The sequence below is a fragment of the Salinivibrio proteolyticus genome (genome assembly GCF_027286365.1).
Classification (GTDB): Bacteria; Pseudomonadota; Gammaproteobacteria; order Enterobacterales; family Vibrionaceae; genus Salinivibrio; species Salinivibrio proteolyticus.
Genome location: NZ_CP114584.1, coordinates 908,469 through 933,859, shown reverse-complemented (window position 1 = coordinate 933,859; position 25,391 = coordinate 908,469). Strand labels below are relative to the sequence as shown.

The window sequence follows — 25,391 nt, the reverse complement described above, 5'->3', positions numbered from 1 at the left end:
AGCATCTGCTGGCCCTTTTTCGTTGTTGTGTCGTTAACTGCCCTATCATTTCCCACTTGTTAGTGATGCCCGCCCATGCGGCGACCATAAATCTTGCTCCGGTCCTTTCGGTACAATTCGGGTTGGATTGATATTCCCGTGGCTGTAATAGTAATGGGTTTTGATGTGCTGCATATCGACGGTCTCAGCCACCCCTGGCACTTGAAACAGCTCTTTCATGTAGCAGAACAAATTGCAGTAATCGGCAATACGTTGCTTGTTACATTTAAAGTGGCCCACGTAGACAGGATCAAAACGAATTAAGGTGGTGAACAAACGCCAATCGGCTTCTGTGATCTGATTTCCGGCAAGGTAACGGTGACGACTTAAATGATCGTCCAATACCGTCAAGGCAGTAAATAACTTATCAAAAGCGTCTTCATAGGCCGCTTGCTCAGTGGCAAAGCCGCATTTATACACGCCATTGTTCACATTGGGATAAACAAACTCATTCCACTGATCAATCGCTGCACGTAGGTTTTCTGGGTAATAATCGTCATGATTGCCCGTAATACCATCAAATGCCGAATTGAACATTCGAATTATGTCGGCGGATTCATTACTGACAATGGTCTCGGTTTGCTTGTCCCATAAAATTGGCACAGTGACCCGTCCGGTGTAGTCAGGTTTGGCTTTGGTATACAACTGGTGCGCGTAGTCAAACCCATATAAGGGCTCTGGCTTCGAAAACGTCCAGCCATGTTCTAGCATCTCAGGCGCCACCACAGTGACAGCAATATGAGGCTCAAGTCCTTTCAAATGACGCATAATCAGGGTGCGATGCGCCCAAGGGCATGCCAAAGAGACATAGAGATGATAACGTCCTGATTCTGCTTTAAAGCCCGCGCTCCCGCTGGGCCCTGCATCTCCATCAGGCGTTATCCAATGACGAAACCCAGCGTCTTCACGGATAAATCGGCCGCCGGATGATTGGGTGTCATACCACACATCGTGCCACACACCATCGATCAGTTTTCCCATACGTCCTCCTTTTTCTCTTTGCAGTATAAAAAGCCACAACGAGAAAGTCGGCCGTTCAGCTTGTTGGAGTTATTCGAAAAAGCTGTTCAAGTCGCTGATCGTCGCAGAATGGAAGGAGTACGAGGCCACCGAAAAATCATACGCCAAGGCGCACACCATAGTGTCCCCTTAGAGTGAAAACATGTCAGTTAGTAAAATTCCACTATATTGAATAGGTCCCACCTCAACTGAATAGGCGCCCAATGAAATGGATGTATAACCTTAAAGTGCGGCTTAAGCTGATGATCGCATTTGGCATTTTGGTGTTATTAACCGCATTAGTGACGCTGAACGCTGTCACCGGCGTGGCTCAGCTCAATAACGAAGTCTCGGCAGCTGATGATCTTAATCGAATAGTAAAGTACATAAAAGAAGTACGGATTACCGAAAAGAATTTTATTTTGCGCCGCGACAACAGCTACGTGGCGGAAATTAAACAACTCACCGATACCATCAATCAGCAAGCGACCACCACAACTGCCAAAGTCAGTGATCAACAAACGAAAACGCTGCTCTCGCAAATCATGGCTGAAAATAAAGCGTACCAAACGGCGATGGATCAGTATGTGGCCCAGTATGACAAACTTGCGCAAGCGGAAACGGGGATGCGCGATCAAGCCCGGCGGGTTGAGCAAGCGCTGATAACCATTCGTCAAACGCAAAAGGATCGCGTCAATCGTTATCTTGCCCAAGGGCGCTCGCCGGAAGTGATCATTGATACGTTAAAAATTGCCGATGAAGCGAATCGCTTAATTAAATGGATGCTCGAGTCTCGTCTCGCCGAGAAGAATTATATACTGTCCAGCGATGCGCAATTCACGGAAGCCGTTAACCAAAAGCTGGCTGATATGGATAAACTGAGCGACACCCTTCCGGATGAAATAGACACGTCAGCCGTTCGACAAGGCATCGCGTCCTATCGCAACGCATTCCAAACCTACGTCAGTGCATATCAACAACGCCGAGCAATTAACGATACCATGTTAACCAAAGCGAGAGCGGTAGAAGATCTTGCGGAGAAAGGCCGTGACATCGGCAAACAAAAACTCGCTACAAATAAGCAAAGCATGCTGTTCACGAATATCGTGCTTGCTAGCGTCGCCATTGCAATCGGTATCGGCGTCTCTTGGCTGATGACCGCCATGATCGTGCCGCCTTTACAGCGCGCAGTGGCAGCGAGTCAGAAAATTGCCAATGGCGATTTAAGCGTCAACATTGCGACCGATAGGAAAGATGAAATTGGTGAGCTGCTCGGATCCATTTCCACCATGTCAACCCGTCTAAAAACCATGATTGGCGATTTGTCGGACAACATTACCCGCATTGCCAACTCGTCAGAGGAATTATCTTCACTGACCAACGAAACCTCCCACGGCGTGAAGACACAGAAGCAGGATATTGAACAAGTGGCTGCAGCAGCAACACAAATGAGCGCCTCAGCTCAAGAGGTGGCGCATAAAGCAGAGGCAACTTCGGACTCCGCCCATCAGGCGAACGATCAAGCGCAACGCGGTAATGCGTTAGTAAGCACCACAGTCGCCGGTATTTCGACCTTAGCGGAAGCCATTGGACAGTCCGAGTCAGTCATTAACACAGTAAAAGATGACAGTGAGAACATCGCGTCTATCTTGGATGTGATCAAGGGGATTTCGGATCAAACTAACTTACTCGCACTCAATGCCGCCATCGAAGCCGCCCGCGCGGGTGAGCAAGGTCGTGGCTTTGCAGTAGTGGCGGATGAAGTCCGTTCACTGGCACAGAAAACCCAAGAATCGACCGTCGAGATCGAAAAAATGATCGAGACCCTTAAAGCAGGTGCCGAATCCGCCGTGAGTGAAATGGTGAAAAGTAAGCAACAAGTCGAAGAAGTGGTCGAGCAAACCGAACAAGTTCGTGAAGCGCTTGAGTCTATTTCAGCAGAAATTAGCAATATCACGGAAATGAACACCCAAATCGCACAAGCCGTCAAAGAGCAAGGGCACGCGGCGGAAGATGTCAGTCAACGCATGAATACCATTCAAGATGTGGCCGACCAAACTTCACAAGCCTCTGAGCAGACCTCGGTAGCCAGCCAAGACTTGGCATCCGTCGGTGAAGAGCTGCGTCGCCTCAGTACCGTGTTTAAATGGTAATCAAAATGCCACCCAGCCTGCTGGGTGGCACTTATCTCATTCTGCGGTTATGACCAAGGCGGCAAAGGCTGTGGTTGACGGTTCGGTAACCACAGCGAAATGACCGTGGTTACGGTAAGAAATCCAAACGACACCCAAAGGCATGCCGCCAGTCCCCATACTTGGAAAACCCAACCGGATAACACGGTGCCAATTAAGCGTCCCATGGCGTTCGCCATATAATAAAATCCTACATCCAGCGACACGCCGTCGCCTTTGGCGTAGCTGACAATCAAGTAGGAATGCAGTGACGAGTTAATCGCAAATATCGCCCCAAATACCATGAGTCCAACGATAATCACCCCTTGCGGATACCACTGTTCGCCAATCGCGTAAGCAATAATACCCGTCACCACCGCCAATAAACCTGCCCAACCTAACGCCGCTTTACCGCCCGGCGAATGGCCAATTTGGCGCCCGGTAATTTTCGGCGCAATCCCTTGCACCACGCCGTAAGCGATCACCCATAGTGCAAGAAAGCCGCCCACCGCACTGTGGCTCCAACCAAATGTGGTGCCAAGATAAATTGGCAAGGCCACCACAAACCAAACGTCTCGAGCGCCGAAAAGAAATAAACGTGCTGCCGAGAGGATATTCACGCTGCGAGACTTGGAAAAGATTTCCGAAAACTTAGGCTTATTTTTCGCTTTCCCCAACTCCGCATTGAGCGATACCACACTGCCGATAAACACCAAACTCAACACGCCAGCCATCGCCGCCACCGCATACTGAAAGCCAATTAATGAGAGCAAGGCGCCACCGACAAAAAAGCCCACACCTTTGAGTGCATTCTTCGAGCCGGTCAAGATTGCAATCCACTTAAACAGGGCTCCCTGTGCGTTGTCAGGCACTAAGGTTTTGATCGCGCTTTTAGCGCTCATCTTGTTCAGATCCTTTGCAATGCCAGACAAGGCTTGAGCCGCCATCACCCAAGGAATGGTGAGCCAACCAGCTGGCACGGCTAACATGGCAAGCGCGATAATTTGCATGCCAAGGCCAATATTCATGGTGCGATTAAGGCCTAAACGCGCACCGAGCCATCCACCGATAAGGTTAGTGACCACCCCGAAAAATTCGTAAAACAAAAACAGCGAGGCGATTTCTAACGTGCCGTAGCCCAACTCATAAAAATACAGCACCACCAGCATCCGCAGTGCACCGTCGGTGATGGTGAAATTCCAATAGTTAAAGGTGACCAGCATATACTGGCGCACAGATTGGCTTAATTGAGCAAACATAGTGGTCATCGATTCACATACCAAAAAGGGCGATGCGGCACTGGGCACACATCGCTACCCGATAAAAAAGCGATTACTGATCAACGCCGCCGACGTTGCGCACCAGCTCAGCAGTGCGCGTGGCATACCCCATTTCGTTGTCATACCACGCATAGATTTTGACCATACGCTTACCCACTACCATGGTGGATAAACCATCGACAATAGTAGAGCGCTGATCGCCACGGTAATCAATCGAGACTAAAGGACGCGCCTCAAAGCCAAGAATGCCTTTAAGCTCGCCGTCGGCAGCCTCTTGCAACAGTGCATTCACCTCTTCAGCAGTGGTATCGGTTTCCACATCAAAGATCACATCCGTCAGCGACGCATTGGCGAGGGGGACACGCACCGCATGGCCATTAATCTTGCCTTTTAGATCCGGGAAAATTTCTACGATAGCGGTCGCCGATCCTGTAGTAGTCGGGATCAAACTCATGCCGCATGCGCGGGCACGACGTAAGTCTTTATGCGGCGCATCTAAAATCGTTTGGGTATTGGTTAAATCATGAATAGTGGTGAAGGTCGACTGTGCAATCCCCAGCTTTTCATGAATCACTTTCACAATCGGAGCCAAGCAGTTCGTGGTACACGACGCTGCGGTAACGATCCGGTGTTTACTCGGATCAAAAATCGCGTCATTCACCCCCACCACGATATTCGCCACACGCTCATCTTTGACTGGCGCAGAGACCACCACGCGCTTTACGCCTTGGCCCAAATATTGTTGCAGCAAATCCGCGTCACGGTGTTTTCCCGTTGCTTCAATCACCACATCGCAGCCTGACCAGTCGACTGCATCAATCGCTTTTTCTTGGCTTGTCGTCAGTGTTTGGCCGTTAATCTGTACGCGGTTGCCTTCTACACTCACCGCGTGATGCCAGCGCCCTTGTACCGAATCAAACTCCAGCAGATGCGCCAGCGTTTCGGTATCTCCCGCCACATCGTTAATATGCACAAACTCGAGCTCTGGCCAATCAAATGCTGCCCTTAATGCCAAACGACCGATACGGCCAAACCCATTGATTCCGACTTTAATTGTCATTGCTTTCTCCTTTACACGCAGCAGGTGGGGCGTGACGCCATTTTGGCCAGCCGCGTGATATCTTCTTGATAAGTGTCTTTTAGGCAGTTGGAATCAACTAACCCCTGAATTTGTTTGCGCATCCAGCCGGGTAAGTCAGCGGCTAAGCGATAAAACACCCATTGCCCTTGGCGCGTATCAACCAACACACCACTGGCCCGCAGTTGCGCCAAATGACGTGAGATCTTCGGCTGCGAGGTGTCCAGCGCTTCGGTGAGCTCGCACACACATAACTGCCCTTCACGGGCAATAAGCAGTAAACATCGCACGCGCGTTTCATCGGCCAATAATTTGAAAAACTGATGAGGCAACATAGGCTCTCTCACTACACTCCACTAAATGCATATATGGATATGCGCATATTAATAAACCTAAGCCGGCATGCAACCCTCACAGACAGGGATTCATAAAAGCTTCATATTAAGTCGTATAGCGTCGCTTCATTCTTAGCGCGACATTTACCAAGGCAATCAACACAGGCACTTCCACCAGCGGCCCAATCACCCCTGCAAAGGCTTGATCTGAGTGAATACCAAACACCGCTATCGCCACCGCAATGGCTAACTCAAAGTTATTGCCAGATGAAGTAAACGCAATCGACGCGTTGCGGTCATACCGGATCCCCAGTTTTTTGCCCACAAAGAAGCTAATAAAGAACATCAGCACAAAGTAGGTCACTAGCGGTACAGCGATACGCAACACATCAAGTGGCAGCGCAATAATCGCCTCCCCTTTTAGGCTAAACATCAACACAATGGTTGCCAACAAAGCGATTAACGTCATCGGGGAGATACGTGGCAAAAAGACATTTTCGTACCATTGCTCCCCCTTTTTAGCGACCAGCACGGTGCGTGATAGATAGCCCGCGACAAAAGGGATACCCAAGTAAATCAGCACACTTTGTGCGATATCCCCCATGGTCACATCCACCACAAAACTTTGTAAGCCCAGCATGGGGGGTAAAACGGTGATAAATAGCCATGCCATCACACTGTAGGTCAGGATCTGAAATAAGCTATTCATGGCCACCAGTGCCGCGCCATACTCTTTATTACCGCCACTGATATCGTTCCACACCAAGACCATAGCGATACAACGGGCAAGGCCAATCAATATCACTCCCGCCATGTAGCCTGGCTCATCACGTAAAAACAGCACCGCCAGCGCGAACATAAGAATGGGACCCACGACCCAGTTCATGATCAGCGACAGCGTGATGGCTTTTTTGTCGCGCGTAACCGAGCCCAGTAAGCGATAATTTACTTTCGCCAGTGGCGGATACATCATTAAAATCAAGCCAATCGCCAGCGGCACATTGGTGCTCCCGACCGATAAGCGCTCACTGAGGGTCGCCACTTCTGGATAAATCCACCCTATACTGACCCCAATGGCCATAGCGAGGAAAATCCACACGGTTAAATACCGATCGAGCCATCCCATTCTTTGCGCGGCCGACGGTGCACAGGTATCAGATTGAGTCATCGCGATATTTCCTTTTTATATCTGACGTTGATTGACACGTGCTGATAGTTCATCGGCACTCTCAACGCGCTCAGAGTAGCGATCAACGAGATAGTCTTTGTTGTCACGAAGTAAGAGCGTAAATTTCATAAGCTCTTCCACCACATCAACAATGCGTTGATAAAAAGGCGATGGCAGCATCCGGCCTTGTTCATCAAACTCTAAATAGGCTTTGGGCACTGATGATTGGTTCGGAATGGTAAACATACGCATCCAGCGGCCGAGAACGCGGAGCTGATTAACCGTATTGAATGATTGGGAGCCCCCACATACTTGCATCACTGCGAGCACTTTGCCTTGGGTTGGTCTCACGGCCCCAAGACTTAGAGGCACCCAGTCGATTTGGCTTTTCATGATACTGGTCATCGAACCGTGTCGTTCAGGCGAACACCAAACCTGCCCTTCAGACCACATCATCAACTCGCGCAATTCCGCCACTTTCTCATGTGAAGGATCAACACTATCGGGCGCGGGCAATCCGCTAGGATCATAAATCTTCGCTTCAGCCCCCATCACAGTCAGCAAACGCGCAGCCTCTTCTACTAACAGTCGACTGTATGAACGTGTCCGTAAGGAACCATATAGCAGCAAGATACGAGGACGGTGGCTCGATCGCTGAACCGCAAACTTATCAGCCGACGGAATATCAAACGCATCGGCCGTGATATTTGGGAGTTCGTTATCATTCATACTATTGTTTTTCCTCACAGCAAGTCTGACTAAAGGCCATTGGCTCAACAGGCGGCAACATGGCAGGATTGTGTTTTACCGTGGTCAGTAAAATGTCGCGCATCCAGTCAGGTAAGGCTGGGTGTAATTGGTAATAGACCCACTTACCACGACGCTCTCCGACGACTAACTGATGCTTACGTAGCTCCGCCAAATGCCGTGAAATTTTAGGCTGACTCAACGCCAGCGCAGTCATTAAATCGCATACACATAACTCACCATGCTGTGAGAGCAGCAATAGAGAGATCAGCCGAGTGGGCTCAGATAAGGCTTTGTAAAACGTTAGGGTGTCACACATTGAGGTCATCCGCGCTTTTCATATATGGTAAATAATATATATGGTTTTCCATATGTCAATTGAAATACTGAGCCATGATAACCAATTGGAAACAGTAATTTCGTCAAATTTTTGACTATTTGCTCATGAAAGAGTGAATTTTTTACGCTTTTTTTACGCGGCTGTAGGCAGCCTTTTTGGTACATTACGAGGCTTCATGAATTGCATGAGCCTTAAGAATGCTACAGTTTCTTCGCCGTTATCCTGTGTGTGCCTCCTTTAGCTTACTTGGTACTACACTATTGCTATGCTGGATACTGAACACTTTTATTCCTGTAACAATTGCAGTGTTACTACTACTACAACTTTCTGTTGCAATTGTTGCTCTGCAATCCGGTCCCTCTCTGGCTGTACCGATATCTTTAGTCGCTGCACTTAGCTTTAATTTTCTTTTCACCGCCCCGCGTTTTTCTTTACAAATGAGCGACGTCACTGATGTCATTAACTTGGTGGTATTTATGTTGGTCGCTGGCGTGACAAGCTACATAGCACACTTTTATCGCCAACAACGTGATGAATTAGAGCAAACCCGATTAAGAAATAGCATCTTACTCTCCGTTTCACACGACTTACGTACCCCGTTAGCGACAATTATTGGTACCTTGACAACGTTGCAAGCGTATATGAATAAACTGTCGCATACAGAAAGGAATGAGCTACTCGATAGCGCGACGCAAGAAAGCCACCGCCTACATCACTACATAGAGAACTTGCTGCAAGCCACTAAGTTGCAACACGGTAGTTTAGTGATCAATAAAAACGCTGAAAACATCATCGATGTTATCAATGTTTCTGTCTCTCGGTGTCATGAGCCTGAACGAGTAAAAATTACCAGCATTGAATCTCCTACTGTGCCGGTCAGCCGTGCACTCATAGAACAAGCCATTTTTAATATTATTGACAACGCCTTAAGATATTCTCCGGCAAACACCATTGTGACTATTCATGTATATAGTCAGTCAAACAACATATACATCGATATTAAGAACCTATCCCAAAAGGGATTTATTCCAAACAATGAGGCCACAAGCAAAATGCAACATGGCCTCGTAGTTTTCGATTTTCTTTTCCCAACGAACAAGCAATCTACGATAACGGTTTAGCCAGCTATGAGTTCGCTCAACAACCCAACGATGAGCCTTAAAATCATCCGATTGCTTCAAGCTCGCGGCCTCTTCAGCACGTGATTGAACATGGGGAATGTAGTTCAAAGCAACCAGTTCATCATGTAACCACTGGCCTGTATAACCTTTGTCTAGGTACAAAGGTACTTTCAGCGGCGGCCGATAACACTCTAGTGCATCTAATGTTTGAAGTACCAGCTTAATGTCGTGGACGTTTGCGCCATCGCTAACAACAGCCAGTGGCAATCCATTCGCATCCGTCAACAAACTGCGTTTTACGCCTTGTTTCGCACGGTCTGTTGGGTTCTTACCTGTTTTTTTGAGCCAGCTAAAGGTGCTTTAGTTTGGCACCCGTCCATTGATATGGAACTCCAATCAACCCCTTCGTAAATCAGGCCATTTTGCCAAAATCGCTCAAAGACTCCTGCATCTCGCCACTCTTGAAAACGACGATGTGCAGAGCTAGAGGAACAAATACCTGTCGCGTTAAGCGCATTCCACTGACAACCAGTTCTGAGAACAAAGAGGATGCCGTTCATAGCATCACGATTATCGACTCTCTTTCGATGTGTTCCTAGAGGATGGTTCGTCTTGTGGATTGGTAAAAGCGGCTCAATTTTTGCCCAAAGGGCGTCAGAGATTAGGTATTGTGTCGAATTCATTTACAGTATTTTCAATAGGTGTTGATTTACTCAGACAACACCTATTGAGATAGGTTCTAAAGATCAGGGTAAAGGGATCCCCCTAAAACATGCACATAAGATATTTGATCTTTTTTATACAACGCACGAGGATAAAAAAAGCGATAGTGGGTCAGGGCTGGGGCTGGCGGTTGCTAATGGAGTTATACGGGCACATCAGGGCAGGATTGAGTTAGCACACTCAGAAATAGGCTGTTTAATGAGAATTTGTTTGCCTGTTGATGGTGGAGAGTAATGATGGCATACCGCGTATTATTGGTTGATGATGAAAAACAAATCCATACATTTGTTCGAATATCACTGAATGCAGAAGGATTTGATTATCTCGGTGCATATTCATTAGATGGCGCATTAAGTGTTATTCAGAATCGGTCCCCCGATGTGATTGTATTGGATTTAGGCTTACCCGACGGCGAAGGTATTTCTTTACTCAATCACATTCGAGAAAAAGGACATACAACACCGGTTATTATTCTCACTGCGCGCGATCAGGAAGATGAGAAAATCACATTACTCGAAGCCGGTGCAAATGATTATATAAGCAAACCATTTGGCGTGAAAGAGCTTATTGTAAGAATAAAAGTGCTCGTCAGAGATTTAATCGCACCATCAAAGAAAACCGAGGATCTTATTCAGTGCGGCGAATTAAGCTTATCTTTGTCTAGCCATCAATTTTGGTATGATTCGCGTTTGATCTCGTTAACAAAGAAAGAATTTCACTTTATTAAAATGCTCATGGAAGGTAATGGTGGTTTAGTAAGACAAGACGATCTTCTTATCTCAATTTGGGGTGAAACACATAGACAAGACAGCCACTATCTACGTGTTTTAGTTAGTCAGATAAGAAAAAAAATATGCGAGGAAGAAAGTCGAAAAAATATAATAAAAACAGAGCCTGGTATTGGTTATCGTCTTTGTGTCGATGAGATTGAAAATGATTAACCCTAAAAGTACCGTTCGTTTATTATCTATGCCCATTCTATGGATGGGTATCGTTCAGTTTTCATTTGGTATCCTATCACTTTTCCTGTTTGAAGATCATATATCTAGATTATTTTTTCGGCCAGCTATAATAATGCTATCTTTTTCTTTCTTATTATCTTTCTATTTTCGAAAAGAGAAGATTGAAAACGTAGCATTTAGAGATGCATTGATATTTGCAACCTTAACTTGGTTTGTAACTGGGATATTAGGCGCTTTGCCTATTTATTCTGTTACTCGCGTGAACTTTTCTGATGCAGTTTTTGAATCTATCAGTGCACTAACGACGACTGGAGCAACAGTACTCTCTAACTTAGATACTATGCCACCTTCTTTTTTAATGTATCGTCAATTTCTACAATGGATGGGAGGGCTTGGTGTTGTCATTTTTGTTGTAGCAGTCTTGCCGATGCTCAATGTTGGCGGAATGCGTCTTCTTAAAGCAGAAACGCCTGGGCCAATAAAAGACGACAAACTTTCGCCTCGGATTACAAAAACCGCTCATTACTTATGGGGTGTTTATTTATCGATTACAATATTGTGTGCTATTTCCTATTATGTGGCAGGCATGTCTCTTTTTGACGCCATAGGCCATAGCTTTACGACCGTCTCTACCGGTGGCTTTTCAACACATGACGCTAGCATGTGGTACTTTGAAAGCCATAGCATTTTAATGATTGCCAATATTTTTATGCTGTTAGGCGCTATCAATTTTGGTTTGCATTTTCGTGTTTTTCAGCGCGGTGCAAAAGGCGTGAAGTTATACATTCAAGACGAAGAAGCCAGAACATTCCTACTTATCGTTCTTTTTTTAGGGAGTGTTTTAGGTCTCTATCTCTATAAAACAAATACTTACCCATCATTGGCATCTTCGGTAAGCTTTGCACTCTTCCATGTTGTGTCTTTTATTACGAGTACTGGTTATGGCGCTGCTGATTTAGGGGCGTGGCCTGCCGCAACTGCATTGTTCTTAGTTTTCTGTGCTTATCTTGGCGGCTGCTCTGGCTCGACAGCAGGTGGTAATAAAATTATTCGAGACATTATCACATTTAAAGTGATACGTCGTGAAATTCAGCAACTTTCTCACCCACGGGCAGTGATCCCTATTCGTTATCAAAAGAAAGCGGTTTCATCAGATGTTACAAATGCAATCATGGCCTTTATGTCATTAGTTGTTTTGACTACGGTAGTATTCACTCTTTTACTTATCATGACAGGACTTGATTTTTGGACATCATTTACCGCAGTTGTGGCTTGTATTAATGTACTCGGCCCAGGATTTGGTGAGGTAAGTAGTAATTTTCAGCCAGTAAGTGATATAGGAATTTGGTTACTTAATGTGGCGATGATCCTTGGTCGTCTAGAATATTTTACGGTTTTAGCAATGTTATTACCGCACTTTTGGAAAATATAAGAAGGTTACGAGACTATGGCACACTTCACTGTCATTGGGTTAGGTCGCTTTGGTGTTGCAGCGAGCCTAGAGCTTATTCATCTTGGTCATACTGTTACTGGTGTTGATAAAGATTCCAAAATGGTTGAACAGTATGTTGAAGATTTAACTCAAGCGGTCATTTGTGACTCTACAGATGAAAATGCACTGCGCGAACTCGATTTAGCGAACAGCGACGCGGTACTCGTTGCGATTGGAGAAGACATGCAATCCAGTCTCTTGTGTACGCTTGCATTAAAGAACTTAGGAGTTAAAGAAATTTGGGTTAAAGCCAGTACGAAAGCGCATCATACAATTGTTTCTAAACTAGGGGTTTCTCGCATCATTCATCCTGAAGAAGAAATGGGGATCCGTGTTGCTCAGTCTTTAAACTATCCAATGGTTAATAACTATCTTGCCATTGGTCATGGCTTGTATGTTGTAGAAATTGAGATAAAACCCAAACTTCATGATAGGACAATTGCACATGCACTCGGCGATGCGCGGACGAGCATCACGCCATTGCTGGTTAAGCGCGGTCAAGAGGTAATCACGGGGTTAGATACAGGCTTTGAGTTACGTACGGGTGATCAGCTTCTCTTGTGCGGTACACGTGCTGAACTGAAATATATTGCACCGAGGTTAGTGTGACATGGTGTTATGGCATCCTTCGATTAGCCCTATCGAGCGTAAACCAAAAGCGGGCAAGAAATTACTCGGTGCACCACCGCTAATTTTAAGTGGTAGTTTTGCCTTACTAATCCTACTGGGGACATGCCTTTTAAAACTCCCTGTTGCAACGACAAGCCCTATCTCTTGGATTCAAAGCTTATTTACCGCAACCTCAGCGGTGACAGTGACTGGGCTGGTTGTCGTTGATACAGGTACCCAGTTCACTATGTTTGGGCAAACGGTGATTGCACTGCTTATTCAATGTGGTGGGCTTGGTTTAATGACCTTTGCCATTGTGACGTTAATTGCGCTGGGCGGACGAATTGGCTTCTTACAGCGAACCGTCGCGCGTGAGGCTTTCAATCAGACAGACGCATCAACACTTACTTCGACAGCTAAGTCGGTCCTTGCGTTTGCGTTGCTAATTGAAGCCATTGGTATGGTTGTACTCACTCTCCGTTGGCAAGCTGAATTGGGTTGGACTGATAGTCTATTCCATGGCTTTTTTTACACCATCAGTGCATTTAATAATGCAGGATTTGCTCTCAGCGCTGACAGCTTAATGCCATATGTTGATGATATTACGGTTAATTTAACCATTACTGCGCTGTTTATTATTGGCGGGTTAGGGTTTACGGTATGGATAGATTTAAAGCGTCATCGCTGTTGGTCAAAACTGACCGTGTACAGCAAAATGATGATCACTGGGACATGTTTAATTAATGGTGTTGCATTAATTGCCATTTATCTTATTGAGTACGATAACCCTAATACATTGGCTCCCTTGAGTGAATCTGGAAAATGGCTTGCTTCGTGGTTTCAAGCAGTAACACCGCGTACCGCAGGATTTAATACACTGGCGATTGATCAACTTGAGGATGCAACCACCGCCATTATCTTGGTATTAATGTTTATTGGTGGAGGCTCGCTTAGTACCGCAAGCGGTATAAAAGTCGTTACTTTTATGGTGCTTATTTTAGCGACATATGCATTTTTACGTCGAGATGAAGCGGTTTACGTCTATAAACGTGAAATATCTAGAGAAACTATTAGTAAGGCGTTGGCACTGTCGCTTATTTCAATAGGAATCACTTGGATAGCTATTTTTTGCTTATTGCTGAGTGAAAGCGCAGAAATGACGGATGTAGTCTTTGAAGCCGTGTCTGCATTAGGAACTGTAGGCCTTTCAAGAGGACTCACTGGATCATTATCCGATGTCGGCGAGTGTATTATCATTTTTATGATGTTTGCTGGCCGACTGGGCCCGCTAACTTTGGCTTACTTTTTAGCCAGCCCAAGAAAGAAAAAGCTACGCTATGCAGAGACAAAGCTAGCGATAGGATAAGCGAGCGCTAGAATCATTAACGCGGTACTGATGTGCCGCGTTAATGGTCGTCAATACCAATAAATTATTGGTTAAAACCCTTTACATCCCCCAAAAATACTGTAGTGTGACCAAAGCTCTAGATACGGAGCATCAAAAGACATCAAGTCAAAGTCGAGACAGACCACGCTATTTCCCGCATAGACTCTCTGCAGTAATCCACTTTCGCTTTTTTCCTAGATTGATAACCCGTTAACCACCCCTTTTGCTATCACTCATTGGTGAGTATCACTGTATTGATGGTGTTCGCTCATTCCAAAGGGACCGGCGCATTTGCGCGGCTCATGATGGATAACCACTGAGGGGGCAGAGCAATAATCATTTAACTCACGGAGATAAAATATGGCCGCTACTAACGGCAGACTGCGTCACTGGTATCATTTACGCCGTGCGCAAACACAAACGAAAACCGCTAACAACACAAATAAAACAGTAAGGAACGCCATTGATAGTTAACTTTTCACTCCCTAACCTTGCCAACTGGCAGGTCGCGATTCATCAATTTAATGGGGATATTATCCTCAAGCACTTGCTCCATCGCCTACCGACATTACCCCAACCGACGCTACAATTTGATCCCAGCACCGAGCTTGGCACTATTTTTAGCCAAGGCGAATGCTTGGGTGAGTTTTCTCTCGCACACTAACGCTTAGCGCATATCGCGCGTTTCCGTAACCGGTAGAAATAGAGGCCGCCTTTCCGTTCATTGAACGAAGCTGGTAAAGTGTCTTGCTATTAACAAGACAACAAAGGCAGCCTCACACGTGAAAATCATTTCATTCAATATCAATGGTATTCGTGCTCGTTTGCATCAATTGCAAGCCTTAATTGAAAAACATCAACCTGACGTGATCGGATTACAAGAAACCAAAGTCCATGATGACGCCTTCCCGCTCGCGGATGTCGAAGCGATGGGTTATGAAGTGCACTTTCATGGCCAAAAAGCCCATTATGGCGTGGCAATGCTATGCAAAAAGTCCCCTATCAGCGTGCAAAAAGGCTTTCCCACTGATGACGAAGACGCCCAACGCCGGATGATCATGGCGACCTTTGAAGACGAAAACGGCAAGCCAATTACTGTGCTCAACGGTTACTTCCCGCAAGGGGAAAACCGCAGCCATGAAACCAAATTCCCCGCCAAGCGTAAGTTTTATCAAGACCTAATGGCTTATTTGTCTGGCCGTGATCCCAGTGAGCAGCTGGTGGTGATGGGCGATATCAATATCAGCCCGAAAGACGATGACATCGGCATTGGTGAGCAAAACGCCAAACGCTGGCTACGCACCGGTAAGTGCTCTTTCTTACCCGAAGAGCGTGAGTGGCTGGGCACTCTTATGGATTGGGGGTTTGTTGACACTTTCCGTGCCCTGCACCCAACCGTGAACGATCAGTTCTCGTGGTTTGACTACCGCTCACGCGGCTTTGACGATAACCGCGGCCTGCGTATTGACGTGATTCTGGCCACTCCAGAGCTAGCGAGCCAATGCATCGATGCTGGCATTGACTACGAGCTCCGTGCGATTGAAAAGCCATCAGATCACGCGCCGATTTGGGCGACCTTTAAGTAGGCCCCAAGGCACACGCGCTGGATAAAAAAACGCCGCAGATGATCAGATGATCACTGCGGCGTTTTTATTGCAGATTGAACCGATTAGCTAAGCGGCCTTAAATGGCGCAGGAAGCGGCGCTCTGCTAGGCGGAACATCCAAAGAATGCTAAAAGTCAGCGCCATATAGAACACACCCGCAGTCAGAAACGACTCGAACGGCGCATAGTAGCGCGAGTTAACAATCCGAGCGGCACCGGTTAAATCGACAATGGTGATAATCCCAGCCACCGCTGAGCCGTGTAGCATAAACACCACTTCGTTACTGTACGCGGGTAACGCACGACGCATCGCACTCGGCAATACAATGCGCGAAAAGGCTTTATAAGGGCTCATGCCATAAGCGATCGCCGCCTCGACTTCCCCTTTAGGAAGACCATTAATCGCGCCACGAATGATTTCGGCTGTATACGCGGCTGTGTTGAGCACAAAGGCTACCAAGGCGCAGAACCAAGCATGCTGCCATAAGGTATTCTCAACATTGATCACCTGACTTAAACCGTAGTAAATCAGATACAACTGAATTAACAGCGGTGTACCACGGAAAAAATAAATAAACGCCCACGCTGGATAGCGCCATAAAGGAAATTGCGCGTTGCGTGCTACCGCTACCGGCACCGCCACTACTAAACCAATTACCAATGCCAGTGATACCAGCCATACAGTGGTCCACAATCCCTCGAGGTAGATGGGCCACGTTTCCAGAACAAGTGAAAAATCCATAAGCACCTACCGCGTGTGAATACTAAAGCGACGCTCCATCCAACGCAGTCCCGTGGTCGAGATACTGGTGAAGAGCAAAAAAATCAGCGCGACAGTAAAATAGAAGGTAAATGGCATTTGGGTGGATCCGGCCGCCAATGCCCCTTTTCGTACCATGTCATCAAGACCGATGATTGACACCAGCGCGGTGGTTTTAAGTAGCACCAGCCAATTGTTACCGAAGCCGGGTAACGCGTGACGGATCATCTGCGGCAAAAGAATACGGCGAAACGCTAAACTGCTGCTCATGCCATAGGCACGTGCCGCTTCCATCTCTCCTGAATCCACTGCCATAATCGCGCCACGGAAGGTTTCGGCCATGTAAGCGCCAAAGATAAACCCGATGGTTAGGATCCCGGCGATAAATGGGCTGACATCGACGTAATCCGGCAAATAAGACGTCCACTCATGACTGGGATTCTGGCCTGCCATATACTCATTGAGCCACTCATTCATCCCATAAAGGCTGTTATTGAGTAGCATTTGTCCGCCATAAAAAATCAGCATCATCAAGACAAGGTCAGGGATACCGCGGATCACTGTCGTATAAAGGGTGGCTACACCACGCAACGTTGAAAATTTTGACAGTTTTGCCAACGCCCCGAGCATACCCAGCAACATGGCAAGACCTAACGAGAGCAGCGCAACCTGAAGGGTCACCCATGCACCTTCGAGCAGGGACCACTCGTAACCTTTCAAATCAATCATATGATTCGGGCAGCACTTTCATGCTGCCCGCCTGCCTATTACTCGCCGTATACGTCGTAGTCGAAGTACTTGGCTGCAATCTCGTCATACACGCCTTTTTCGCGTAACGAATCGATCGCTTGGTTAAGCTTCTCAGTCAGCGCTTTGTCTTGCTTGCGTGTCGCAATGCCAAAACCTTCACCAAACCACTCAGGATCGGTTAATGACGGACCAATAAACTCAAATGCATCACCGCCTTCTTTATCAAGCAGGCCTTGTTGCAGTGCTGACGCATCGCCAAGAATCGATTCGATACGACCTGCTTTCAAATCAAGGTAAGCTTCATCGAAAGTGCCATAGCGAACGATATCGACCGCATCGCCATAGTTATCCGTCAGGTACTTATCATGGGTGGTTGCGCGCTGAACACCGATTTTAACGCCATCTAATCCCTCTTTGGTAAAGGTCAGATCCGTGCCTTTTTCAGCCACAAATTTGTTCGGGATGAGGGCGTATTTGTTGGTGAAATCGACTTTCTTTTTACGCTCTTCGGTGATAGACATCGCCGCGATGATCGCATCGTATTTACGCGCTAACAGTGAGGGAATGATGCCATCCCAATCCTGAGCGACGATTTTACACTTCGCTTGCATCTCTTCGCACAGCGCATTGGCCATATCCACATCAAAGCCTTTCAGCTCGCCTTCATTGGTGGTCCAACTAAAGGGAGGGTATGCCCCTTCGATCCCAAAACGTACGACCTTCCAATCCTTGGCTGCTACGGAGGTTGACCCAACCGCGGCCATCACGGCGGCGGCAACTAGCCATTTTTTCATTTTCCTTTCTCCTGTCGTTATTACGATGTTGTGCGGGCTACGCCCATTTGCATGGTTATCCTATTGATATATTTAATTAATAGATGGATGAGATAAACTGCTTCAGGCGTTCTGATTCCGGGGCATTAAACAACTCTTTCGGGTCACCCTGCTCCTCAACCAACCCTTGATGTAAAAACATCACATGATTCGAGACATCACGTGCAAAGCTCATCTCGTGGGTAACCACCAGCATGGTGCGTCCTTCTTCAGCCAGTGAACGCATCACTCCCAGCACCTCACCGACTAACTCAGGATCCAGCGCGGAGGTTGGCTCATCAAACAGCAAAACTTCTGGCTCGACGGCGAGTGCACGCGCAATCGCGGCACGCTGTTGCTGACCACCGGATAAATGGCCTGGGTAGTAGTCGCGCCGCTCATACAATCCAACGCGATGCAACAAGGCCTCAGCTTGTTCAATGGCTTCAGCCTTGGGCACCCCCAATACATGAACAGGCGCTTCAATGACGTTTTGCATCACCGTCATGTGTGACCAAAGATTGAACCCTTGAAAGACCATGGCAAGACGCGAGCGAATGCGTTGCACTTGTTTGTCACTGACGGGAACAGGCTCACCAGCGCGATTGTTTTTCATTTTGATCAACTCACCATTGACCCAAATTTCGCCACCGGTGGGCGTCTCAAGTAAATTGATACAACGCAGAAAGGTGCTTTTCCCGGATCCGGAAGAGCCAATAATAGAGATAACGTCGCCACGGTGGGCGTCGAGAGAAATGCCTTTGAGCACTTGGTGCTGCCCAAAGCTTTTTTTGAGTGACTTAACCTGTAGCGCTACAGCTTCCGTCATGCGCTAGCTCCTATCATCCATGAAATCTGTTGTGTTTACGTACTGCCCACATCAAATGCGTGCTTATTATTACTCACTGCTGGGTGAGTACCTGACTCCTTACCATCGTTGGTGATTAATTCGACATCTTGTAATCGAAAATATCACCCCTCCCTTTAATGAGCAACATTTTGTTAACCTTGAAAATGAAATTATTATAGTCAATATTATTGCATAAAAAGTCAAATTCAAAATTTACTGCTGAAAAAATAACCAGAACATTCATCATATCGAGATCGTCGACATATCAACACAGTTACAACTGTCATTTTTCTCTGCCCCGCTCCCAACAGCCAACCGTCGGAAATATGGGCGAGAAACACAAGGGCAAACGTGCGATATCGCTTAACAATAAGCATAGCGCAGCGCATTGTTTTTAAGGAAATAAAGTAGGCACTGAATAGAAACCCATACTCTCACGCACGAGTTGTGAAAGCTTTTCAGTGTTAATGCGCACCAAGAAGTAACAAAACTGTGAAGGGGCGAACGCTAAGACCATGATGGCAGACAAAAGCGCCCGCATTGTAAGACAGGTTAGGAGATAGATAGATCAGCCAAGCTCGCGCGACCTGCTTTAAGTAATTCCAATGTTTCTCGCCACCGTTCTGCCAAGCCTGAGGTATCCCTTGCCTGCCACTCATTTAAGGCAAAATCAGCCAACGCATAATCTCCCGCTTTGATGGCGCTAATAGATAGCCACTGCCAAAGCATCCTATCTTCTTTTAGACCATGAGAAAGCGCCACTTGGGACGTATCAATCACCTCTTGCCAGCGCTTGAGCTGATACGCCAACATCACTTGCAGCTTAAGGGTTTGTTTATCAGGCGCGCTCAGGTTGATCTCGCTGACCCGATTAAGTGCCGCGACACGCTGGTTGTTTTGCAGCAGACACTGCACCAACAGCAGTTGCTCATCTCGTGTGGGAACGCGATCCAGTTGGCTTAACCCTTGCTGCCAATAAGCCAGGGCTACTTGAGGTTGGGTTTGTTCGAGTTGCTCTAACGTCAACGTGCGATACAAAGCAATATCGGCTCTCGCTCTCGCTAAGTATTGACGGGCTTGAGAGTGCGATCCGGCATGGGCATGTGTTCGCGCAGCCTGAGCCAACCATTTCGGCGCAACATCGTCTTGCTGAGCCAATACATCAAAGGTACGTGCCGCGGCGGAAAACTGCGACAAGGCCATTTCGCTCAACCCTTTGGTTTGCAGAGTAAACGCATCCGCATTACCGCTCTTTTGTAGTCGCGACGCATAGTCTATCGCCACATCATAGCGAGATAATGCGTAAGCAGACTGCATCGCCAAGCGGCTGGCATGCGGCAGTAATTCATGGTGGTCGGCCATTTGCCGCGCATAACGGAGCACTTCATCATATTGCTTAACGCGGTAGGCTAAGGTAATCACTGCTGATAAGGCGTCCGCTTCGCCGTCTTTACTTAATGCATTGAGCGCGAGTGCCTGACGATAACTGCGATACGCCTCTGCCCGTTGCTGTAAATACAAATGCGCTACGCCTTGCAGGCGCAACAGCTCGGCACGCGCTGAACTATCCAGTGCTGCATCATCCTCCGCGGTCAGCAACGTTTGGCTATTTTGCAACGCCTGCTGATATGCCCCTTGTTGAATAAGACCACTGACTGCGTCCACACTGGCGGCTTGTTGTCCGTACGCGGGTGCCAACACCAACATACTTGCCAGCATACAAGCGTGAATCCCCTTACTCGAAAAAGCGCTTCCTAAGTTCGAAATCAGTCGCCGCACCAAACTTATCCATTGTTCAACCATGATGGGAAGACTATAACGCAATTTTTCTTTATCAGCAGCGCTTGCCGTCATGCTGTCTACATTCCTTGGCGTGTGATCGCGTTCCTCGCGTCAGTCACTCACTTTCACCCTCGATATTCGCCTGTTTTGTGGCACATTTTAGGCGTGATTTTCGGTAAAAAAATTACAAAACTCCGACATGGGTGGCTTTTTAGGCACATTTAGTGCGCTAAAAAGCGCCGATAACCGGCCGTGGCACGTAAAAAAATTACACGGTAATGATCTAAGTCAACATTCAGAAAATCCTCTATTGTTAGCATGCTGATAACGAAACAGAACACGGCCACAAGGCCAGCGTAAAAACACTATAAAGACTGGCTAAGCCACTGTTTCGAAAGCTTTTGCTTTCTGTAGACGAGGAAATTATGGCAACACATGCTCAAGACCGCAGTGTGAGTCACGAAGAAAAAAGCGAATATCAAAAGAAGCACAAGCCGGCTTCATCGTTCGCCTCCCGCGCTGACTACCTGAATCACGAACTACAAATCATGCGTCCGCGCCGTTGGGGGCTAAACCTGCCCGGCCGTGACTTCCGTTTTGAACTTGAAGATCTCGTTCCCGCGCTAGCAGGTACCATCGGCATCATCGCAATGTATTCTGCGGTAATGATGTCATGGGCTGAGGGGCTAACCGCAGCGTGGGATCACATCACACTTGGTAAAGCATTTGCCGTCGAGGTTGCTCGCGTAGAAATGTTGATACCGGCTTTATTGTTTTGTGTGTTACTGTGCGGCTTTATCAACCCCCGCGCGAACTTAGCCGGTAACCACGGTCCGATGATCCCATTGGTAGGAACCATCGCCTTGGCCGGAGCTCACCCACTTGCCCTTGGTATTCTGATCGGTGTATTTGGCCTGACCTTAAGCTACCTCAAAGGCGGATCCAAACTGGTGAACCTCACCAGTCAGGGTGTGGCCGGTGGTTTGCTGATTTTCCTCGGCTTTGGTGGCGCAAAAGGGCAAATTGAGAGCCTGTTAGCGTGGGGCGCAGAGATCAACATGGGCTATGTCTCCATCTTGATTCTTGCCGTGTCGATTGTGATTTATGCCTTCTTGGCACGGATTGGTAAGCGCTGGCTGGCGATCCCTGTGTGTGCCATTACTGGCGGTTTAATTGCTACCGCGCTAGGTGCGGGCTCGTCGTTAGAGTTCGTCACCCAACCCGGTATCCCGAACCTCAACCCTGTGTACTGGTGGGGATCGACTGAACAAGGTTGGCAGCTAGGTTTGCCCAATGTATCGCACTTCTTAGCGTCATTGCCATTTGCTTTGCTCGCGGTTGCGATGTGGTCGCCAGACTTCCTTGGTCACCGTATTTTCCAGGAACTAAACTATCCTAAGAAAGCCGAAAAAGTACTGATGGATGTGGATGACACCATGACAGGCTGCTCAATTCGCCAAATGGTCGGCGCCTCTGTAGGTGGCGGTAACATCACCTCATCATGGGGCACCTATATGATCCCGGCTGCGATTGCTCGCCGCCCAATCCCAGGTGGTGCCATTATTCTCGGTTTACTGTGTATCGGTGTGGCTTTGATTGGTTACCCAATGGACGTTGCCACTTGGCCTCCAGTGATGACTATCGCACTGCTTTCAGGGGTATTCCTACCCTTGCTTGAAGCTGGTATGCAGATGGTCAAAGACGCCAAGTCAAGTCAGTCAGCCGGTATTTGTATTTTCGCCTCCATGGCTGTTAACCCAGTCTTTGGTTGGGCAGTCACAATGCTTTTGGACAACAACGGCCTTATCGGTGACAAAGAGCGTCCTAAAACGCTGTCAGCGGTTGACCGTCTGGTGATTCCAACCGCCACTGTGATTATTTGTATTGCTGCCATGTTGGCAGTTGGAATGATTCCCGGCATTCCAGCGTTATTGTAATAACTCAGCCCCGCTTACGGGCGGGGTAATCCGGATTTAAATCGATGGGTCGCAGGCGTCAGCCATACTGACAAACACTATGACTGAACCTGGTCCCGATAAACTTCTTTTTGAAAAGAGTACAGGTAGGTGCAACATGTCTGAGCACGTTTCTAATGCATGGGAAGGATTTGTTGAAGGTAACTGGAGCAAAGCCGTTGATGTTCGCGACTTTATCCAAAAAAACTATACCCCTTACGAGGGCGACGAATCATTCCTAGTCTCTGAGCCAACTAACGCGACTAGCCAGCTTTGGGCTCGCGTGATGGAAGGCATCAAGCAAGAGAACGCGACGCATGCACCGGTTGACTTTGATACGTCTGTGGTTTCTACCCTGACTTCTCATGACGCCGGCTACATCGAAAAAGATCTGGAAAAGATTGTTGGTCTACAGACTGACGCGCCGCTAAAACGCGCCATGCTGCCTTACGGCGGTATCCGCATGGTAGAAGGTTCTTGCCACGCTTATGGCCGTGAGCTTGACCCACAAGTGAAGAAGGTTTTCACCGAGTATCGTAAAACCCATAACCAAGGTGTTTTCGATATCTACACCCCTGAAATCATGAAGTGTCGTAAGTCTGGCGTATTGACCGGTCTTCCTGATGCCTACGGCCGTGGTCGTATCATCGGTGACTACCGTCGCGTCGCGCTATACGGTATCGACTTCTTGATGAAAGACAAAAAAGCGCAGTTCGATTCTCTGCAAGAGAAATTCGAAAACGGCGAAGATCTGCAAATGACCATGCAACTGCGTGAAGAAATTGCAGAGCAGTACCGTGCACTGGGCCAACTTAAAGAAATGGCAGCGAAATACGGCTGTGATATTTCTCGCCCAGCAGAAAACGCGCAAGAAGCCATTCAGTGGACTTACTTTGGCTACCTCGGTGCAGTGAAAACCCAGAACGGTGCAGCAATGTCACTGGGCCGTACGTCAACCTTCCTAGATATTTATCTAGAGCGCGACATGGCCGCTGGCAAACTGACTGAAGAACAAGCGCAAGAGCTGATCGACCACTTCGTGATGAAACTGCGTATGGTTCGTTTCCTGCGTACGCCTGAGTATGATGACCTCTTCTCTGGCGACCCAATTTGGGCAACTGAATCAGTAGCCGGTATGGGTCTGGACGGACGTACTCTGGTATCTCGTACCAGCTTCCGTTTCCTTAACAGCCTATACACCATGGGCCCAAGCCCAGAGCCAAACATCACTGTGCTTTGGTCTGAAAAACTGCCTGAAGGCTTCAAAAAATTCTGTGCCAAAGTGTCTATCGATACCTCGTCTATCCAGTACGAGAACGATGATCTGATGCGCCCAGACTTCGAGTCAGACGACTATGCCATTGCATGTTGTGTATCACCAATGGTGGTTGGTAAGCATATGCAGTTCTTCGGTGCTCGTGCCAACTTGGCGAAAACCCTGCTTTATACCATCAACGGTGGTATCGATGAGAAGCTGAAAATCCAAGTTGCACCTGAACACGCGCCAATGACTGACGAAGTGTTGGACTATGACAAAGTCATGGACCGCATGGATCACCTGATGGACTGGCTGGCGAAGCAATATGTGACTGCCCTGAACAGCATCCACTTCATGCACGACAAATACAGCTACGAAGCGGCGCTGATGGCACTGCACGATCGTGACGTACGTCGTACTATGGCATGTGGTATTGCAGGTCTATCCGTTGCGGCTGACTCACTGTCTGCGATCAAATACGCAAAAGTGAAACCTGTTCGTGACGAAGACGGTATTGCAATCGACTTTGAAATCGAAGGCGAATACCCAACCTTCGGTAACAACGATGAGCGTGTTGACCAAATCGCTTGTGACCTGGTTGAGCGTTTCATGAACAAAATCCGTTCACTGAAAACATACCGTGACGCTGTCCCAACACAGTCTATCCTGACTATCACCTCGAACGTGGTATACGGTAAGAAAACCGGTAACACACCAGATGGTCGTAAAGCGGGTATGCCTTTCGCACCAGGTGCTAACCCAATGCACGGCCGTGACGAAAAAGGCGCAGTTGCGTCGCTGACTTCTGTTGGTAAGCTGCCATTTGCCCACGCCAAAGACGGTATCTCTTATACCTTCTCTATCGTGCCAAATGCTCTGGGTAAAGATGAAAACACCCAGCGCGCTAACCTTGCCGGTCTAATGGATGGTTACTTCCACCATGAAAGCGGTCAAGAAGGCGGCCAACACTTGAACGTGAACGTGATGAACCGTGAAATGCTACTCGACGCGATGGAACATCCTGAGAACTATCCTCAGCTGACTATCCGTGTTTCTGGTTACGCGGTACGTTTTAACTCGCTGACCAAAGAGCAGCAGCAAGACGTCATCACTCGTACCTTCACCTCTTCACTGTAAGAGATGATCAAAAGCCCTTCGCGTAAGAAGG

General features: G+C 47.6%; 24 protein-coding genes. 11 read left to right on the top strand and 13 right to left on the bottom strand.

What is annotated here, in order from left to right; translation table 11 throughout:
• Positions 1–45: 45 nt before the first annotated feature.
• On the bottom strand, positions 46–1,020 hold the full coding sequence (locus N7E60_RS04560) for a glutathione S-transferase family protein (protein ID WP_077640451.1): 975 nt from the start codon (positions 1,018–1,020) through the stop codon (positions 46–48).
• A gap of 242 nt (positions 1,021–1,262) precedes the next feature.
• Between N7E60_RS04560 and N7E60_RS04555 the strand changes: the two genes are divergently transcribed.
• The gene (locus N7E60_RS04555) at positions 1,263–3,191 is read left to right on the top strand and encodes a methyl-accepting chemotaxis protein (RefSeq protein ID WP_269598236.1); all 1,929 of its coding nucleotides are present in this window, start codon (positions 1,263–1,265) and stop codon (positions 3,189–3,191) included.
• 47 nt (positions 3,192–3,238) lie between these two features.
• Here N7E60_RS04555 and arsJ read toward each other — a convergent pair whose 3' ends face one another.
• From arsJ to N7E60_RS04525, 6 genes are all read right to left on the bottom strand, one after another.
• On the bottom strand, positions 3,239–4,468 hold the full coding sequence (gene arsJ, locus N7E60_RS04550; protein ID WP_269598540.1) for an organoarsenical effux MFS transporter ArsJ: 1,230 nt from the start codon (positions 4,466–4,468) through the stop codon (positions 3,239–3,241).
• Positions 4,469–4,541: 73 nt separating this feature from the next.
• A complete protein-coding gene (locus N7E60_RS04545; RefSeq protein ID WP_269598235.1) occupies positions 4,542–5,549 on the bottom strand; it encodes an ArsJ-associated glyceraldehyde-3-phosphate dehydrogenase in 1,008 nt (335 codons plus the stop codon).
• Positions 5,550–5,560: 11 nt separating this feature from the next.
• Complete coding sequence (locus N7E60_RS04540) at positions 5,561–5,902, bottom strand: metalloregulator ArsR/SmtB family transcription factor (protein ID WP_021024015.1); 342 nt, start codon at positions 5,900–5,902, stop codon at positions 5,561–5,563.
• Positions 5,903–6,008: 106 nt separating this feature from the next.
• Positions 6,009–7,070 carry an ACR3 family arsenite efflux transporter gene (arsB, locus tag N7E60_RS04535; protein WP_269598234.1) on the bottom strand — a complete coding sequence of 354 codons (1,062 nt, stop codon included), beginning with the start codon at positions 7,068–7,070 and terminating at the stop codon, positions 6,009–6,011.
• A 15-nt stretch (positions 7,071–7,085) separates the two neighbouring features.
• Positions 7,086–7,799, bottom strand: coding sequence for an arsenical resistance protein ArsH (gene arsH / locus N7E60_RS04530; RefSeq protein ID WP_269598233.1), 714 nt, complete (start codon positions 7,797–7,799; stop codon positions 7,086–7,088).
• A 1-nt stretch (position 7,800) separates the two neighbouring features.
• Positions 7,801–8,136 (bottom strand): metalloregulator ArsR/SmtB family transcription factor, encoded by a 336-nt coding sequence (locus tag N7E60_RS04525; RefSeq protein ID WP_269598232.1) that lies wholly within the window; start codon positions 8,134–8,136, stop codon positions 7,801–7,803.
• Positions 8,137–8,354: 218 nt separating this feature from the next.
• On the opposite strand from N7E60_RS04525, the gene N7E60_RS04520 reads away from it, so the two are divergent.
• Positions 8,355–9,278, top strand: coding sequence for a sensor histidine kinase (locus N7E60_RS04520; protein WP_269598231.1), 924 nt, complete (start codon positions 8,355–8,357; stop codon positions 9,276–9,278).
• Here the strand turns inward: N7E60_RS04520 and N7E60_RS04515 are convergent.
• Positions 9,165–9,961, bottom strand: a protein-coding gene (locus tag N7E60_RS04515) for an IS5 family transposase (RefSeq protein WP_269597063.1) whose coding sequence is annotated in 2 segments (ribosomal slippage) — positions 9,165–9,620 and positions 9,623–9,961 — 795 coding nt in all. Because the reading frame shifts where the segments join, the coding sequence is not laid out codon by codon here. The genes N7E60_RS04520 and N7E60_RS04515 overlap by 114 nt on opposite strands.
• A gap of 43 nt (positions 9,962–10,004) precedes the next feature.
• On the opposite strand from N7E60_RS04515, the gene N7E60_RS04510 reads away from it, so the two are divergent.
• The 7 genes from N7E60_RS04510 to xthA all read left to right on the top strand — a co-directional run bounded on the left by N7E60_RS04510 (position 10,005) and on the right by xthA (position 16,037).
• Positions 10,005–10,235 carry an ATP-binding protein gene (locus N7E60_RS04510; RefSeq protein WP_332301854.1) on the top strand — a complete coding sequence of 77 codons (231 nt, stop codon included), beginning with the start codon at positions 10,005–10,007 and terminating at the stop codon, positions 10,233–10,235.
• Positions 10,236–10,237: 2 nt separating this feature from the next.
• Complete coding sequence (locus tag N7E60_RS04505) at positions 10,238–10,942, top strand: response regulator transcription factor (RefSeq protein ID WP_069589400.1); 705 nt, start codon at positions 10,238–10,240, stop codon at positions 10,940–10,942.
• Positions 10,935–12,395, top strand: a complete 1,461-nt coding sequence (locus tag N7E60_RS04500) for a TrkH family potassium uptake protein (RefSeq protein WP_269598230.1) — start codon at positions 10,935–10,937, stop codon at positions 12,393–12,395. Before N7E60_RS04505 ends, N7E60_RS04500 begins: the two co-directional genes overlap by 8 nt.
• Before the next feature lie 15 nt (positions 12,396–12,410).
• A complete protein-coding gene (locus N7E60_RS04495) occupies positions 12,411–13,064 on the top strand; it encodes a potassium channel family protein (RefSeq protein ID WP_269598229.1) in 654 nt (217 codons plus the stop codon).
• Between the two features lies 1 nt (position 13,065).
• The gene (locus N7E60_RS04490) at positions 13,066–14,430 is read left to right on the top strand and encodes a TrkH family potassium uptake protein (RefSeq protein WP_269598228.1); all 1,365 of its coding nucleotides are present in this window, start codon (positions 13,066–13,068) and stop codon (positions 14,428–14,430) included.
• Positions 14,431–14,914: 484 nt separating this feature from the next.
• Positions 14,915–15,115: a hypothetical protein gene (locus tag N7E60_RS04485; RefSeq protein WP_167314136.1), complete on the top strand. Its 201-nt coding sequence runs from the start codon at positions 14,915–14,917 to the stop codon at positions 15,113–15,115.
• A gap of 118 nt (positions 15,116–15,233) precedes the next feature.
• Entirely contained in the window at positions 15,234–16,037 is an 804-nt protein-coding gene (gene xthA / locus N7E60_RS04480) for an exodeoxyribonuclease III (RefSeq protein ID WP_269598227.1), read from the top strand.
• A gap of 83 nt (positions 16,038–16,120) precedes the next feature.
• Here the strand turns inward: xthA and N7E60_RS04475 are convergent, their stop codons facing one another.
• From N7E60_RS04475 to N7E60_RS04455, 5 genes are all read right to left on the bottom strand, one after another.
• Complete coding sequence (locus tag N7E60_RS04475; protein WP_096631293.1) at positions 16,121–16,798, bottom strand: ABC transporter permease; 678 nt, start codon at positions 16,796–16,798, stop codon at positions 16,121–16,123.
• Positions 16,799–16,804: 6 nt separating this feature from the next.
• Positions 16,805–17,545, bottom strand: a complete 741-nt coding sequence (locus N7E60_RS04470; protein ID WP_069589362.1) for an ABC transporter permease — start codon at positions 17,543–17,545, stop codon at positions 16,805–16,807.
• A gap of 38 nt (positions 17,546–17,583) precedes the next feature.
• Complete coding sequence (locus tag N7E60_RS04465; RefSeq protein ID WP_069589361.1) at positions 17,584–18,360, bottom strand: ABC transporter substrate-binding protein; 777 nt, start codon at positions 18,358–18,360, stop codon at positions 17,584–17,586.
• Positions 18,361–18,436: 76 nt separating this feature from the next.
• Complete coding sequence (locus tag N7E60_RS04460; RefSeq protein WP_069589359.1) at positions 18,437–19,207, bottom strand: ABC transporter ATP-binding protein; 771 nt, start codon at positions 19,205–19,207, stop codon at positions 18,437–18,439.
• A gap of 573 nt (positions 19,208–19,780) precedes the next feature.
• On the bottom strand, positions 19,781–21,082 hold the full coding sequence (locus N7E60_RS04455) for a tetratricopeptide repeat protein (RefSeq protein ID WP_269598226.1): 1,302 nt from the start codon (positions 21,080–21,082) through the stop codon (positions 19,781–19,783).
• Positions 21,083–21,435: 353 nt separating this feature from the next.
• Between N7E60_RS04455 and N7E60_RS04450 the strand changes: the two genes are divergently transcribed.
• The gene (locus tag N7E60_RS04450; RefSeq protein WP_077479039.1) at positions 21,436–22,947 is read left to right on the top strand and encodes a DUF3360 family protein; all 1,512 of its coding nucleotides are present in this window, start codon (positions 21,436–21,438) and stop codon (positions 22,945–22,947) included.
• Positions 22,948–23,083: 136 nt separating this feature from the next.
• Positions 23,084–25,360 (top strand): formate C-acetyltransferase, encoded by a 2,277-nt coding sequence (gene pflB, locus N7E60_RS04445; protein ID WP_077456182.1) that lies wholly within the window; start codon positions 23,084–23,086, stop codon positions 25,358–25,360.
• Positions 25,361–25,391 lie beyond the last annotated feature (31 nt).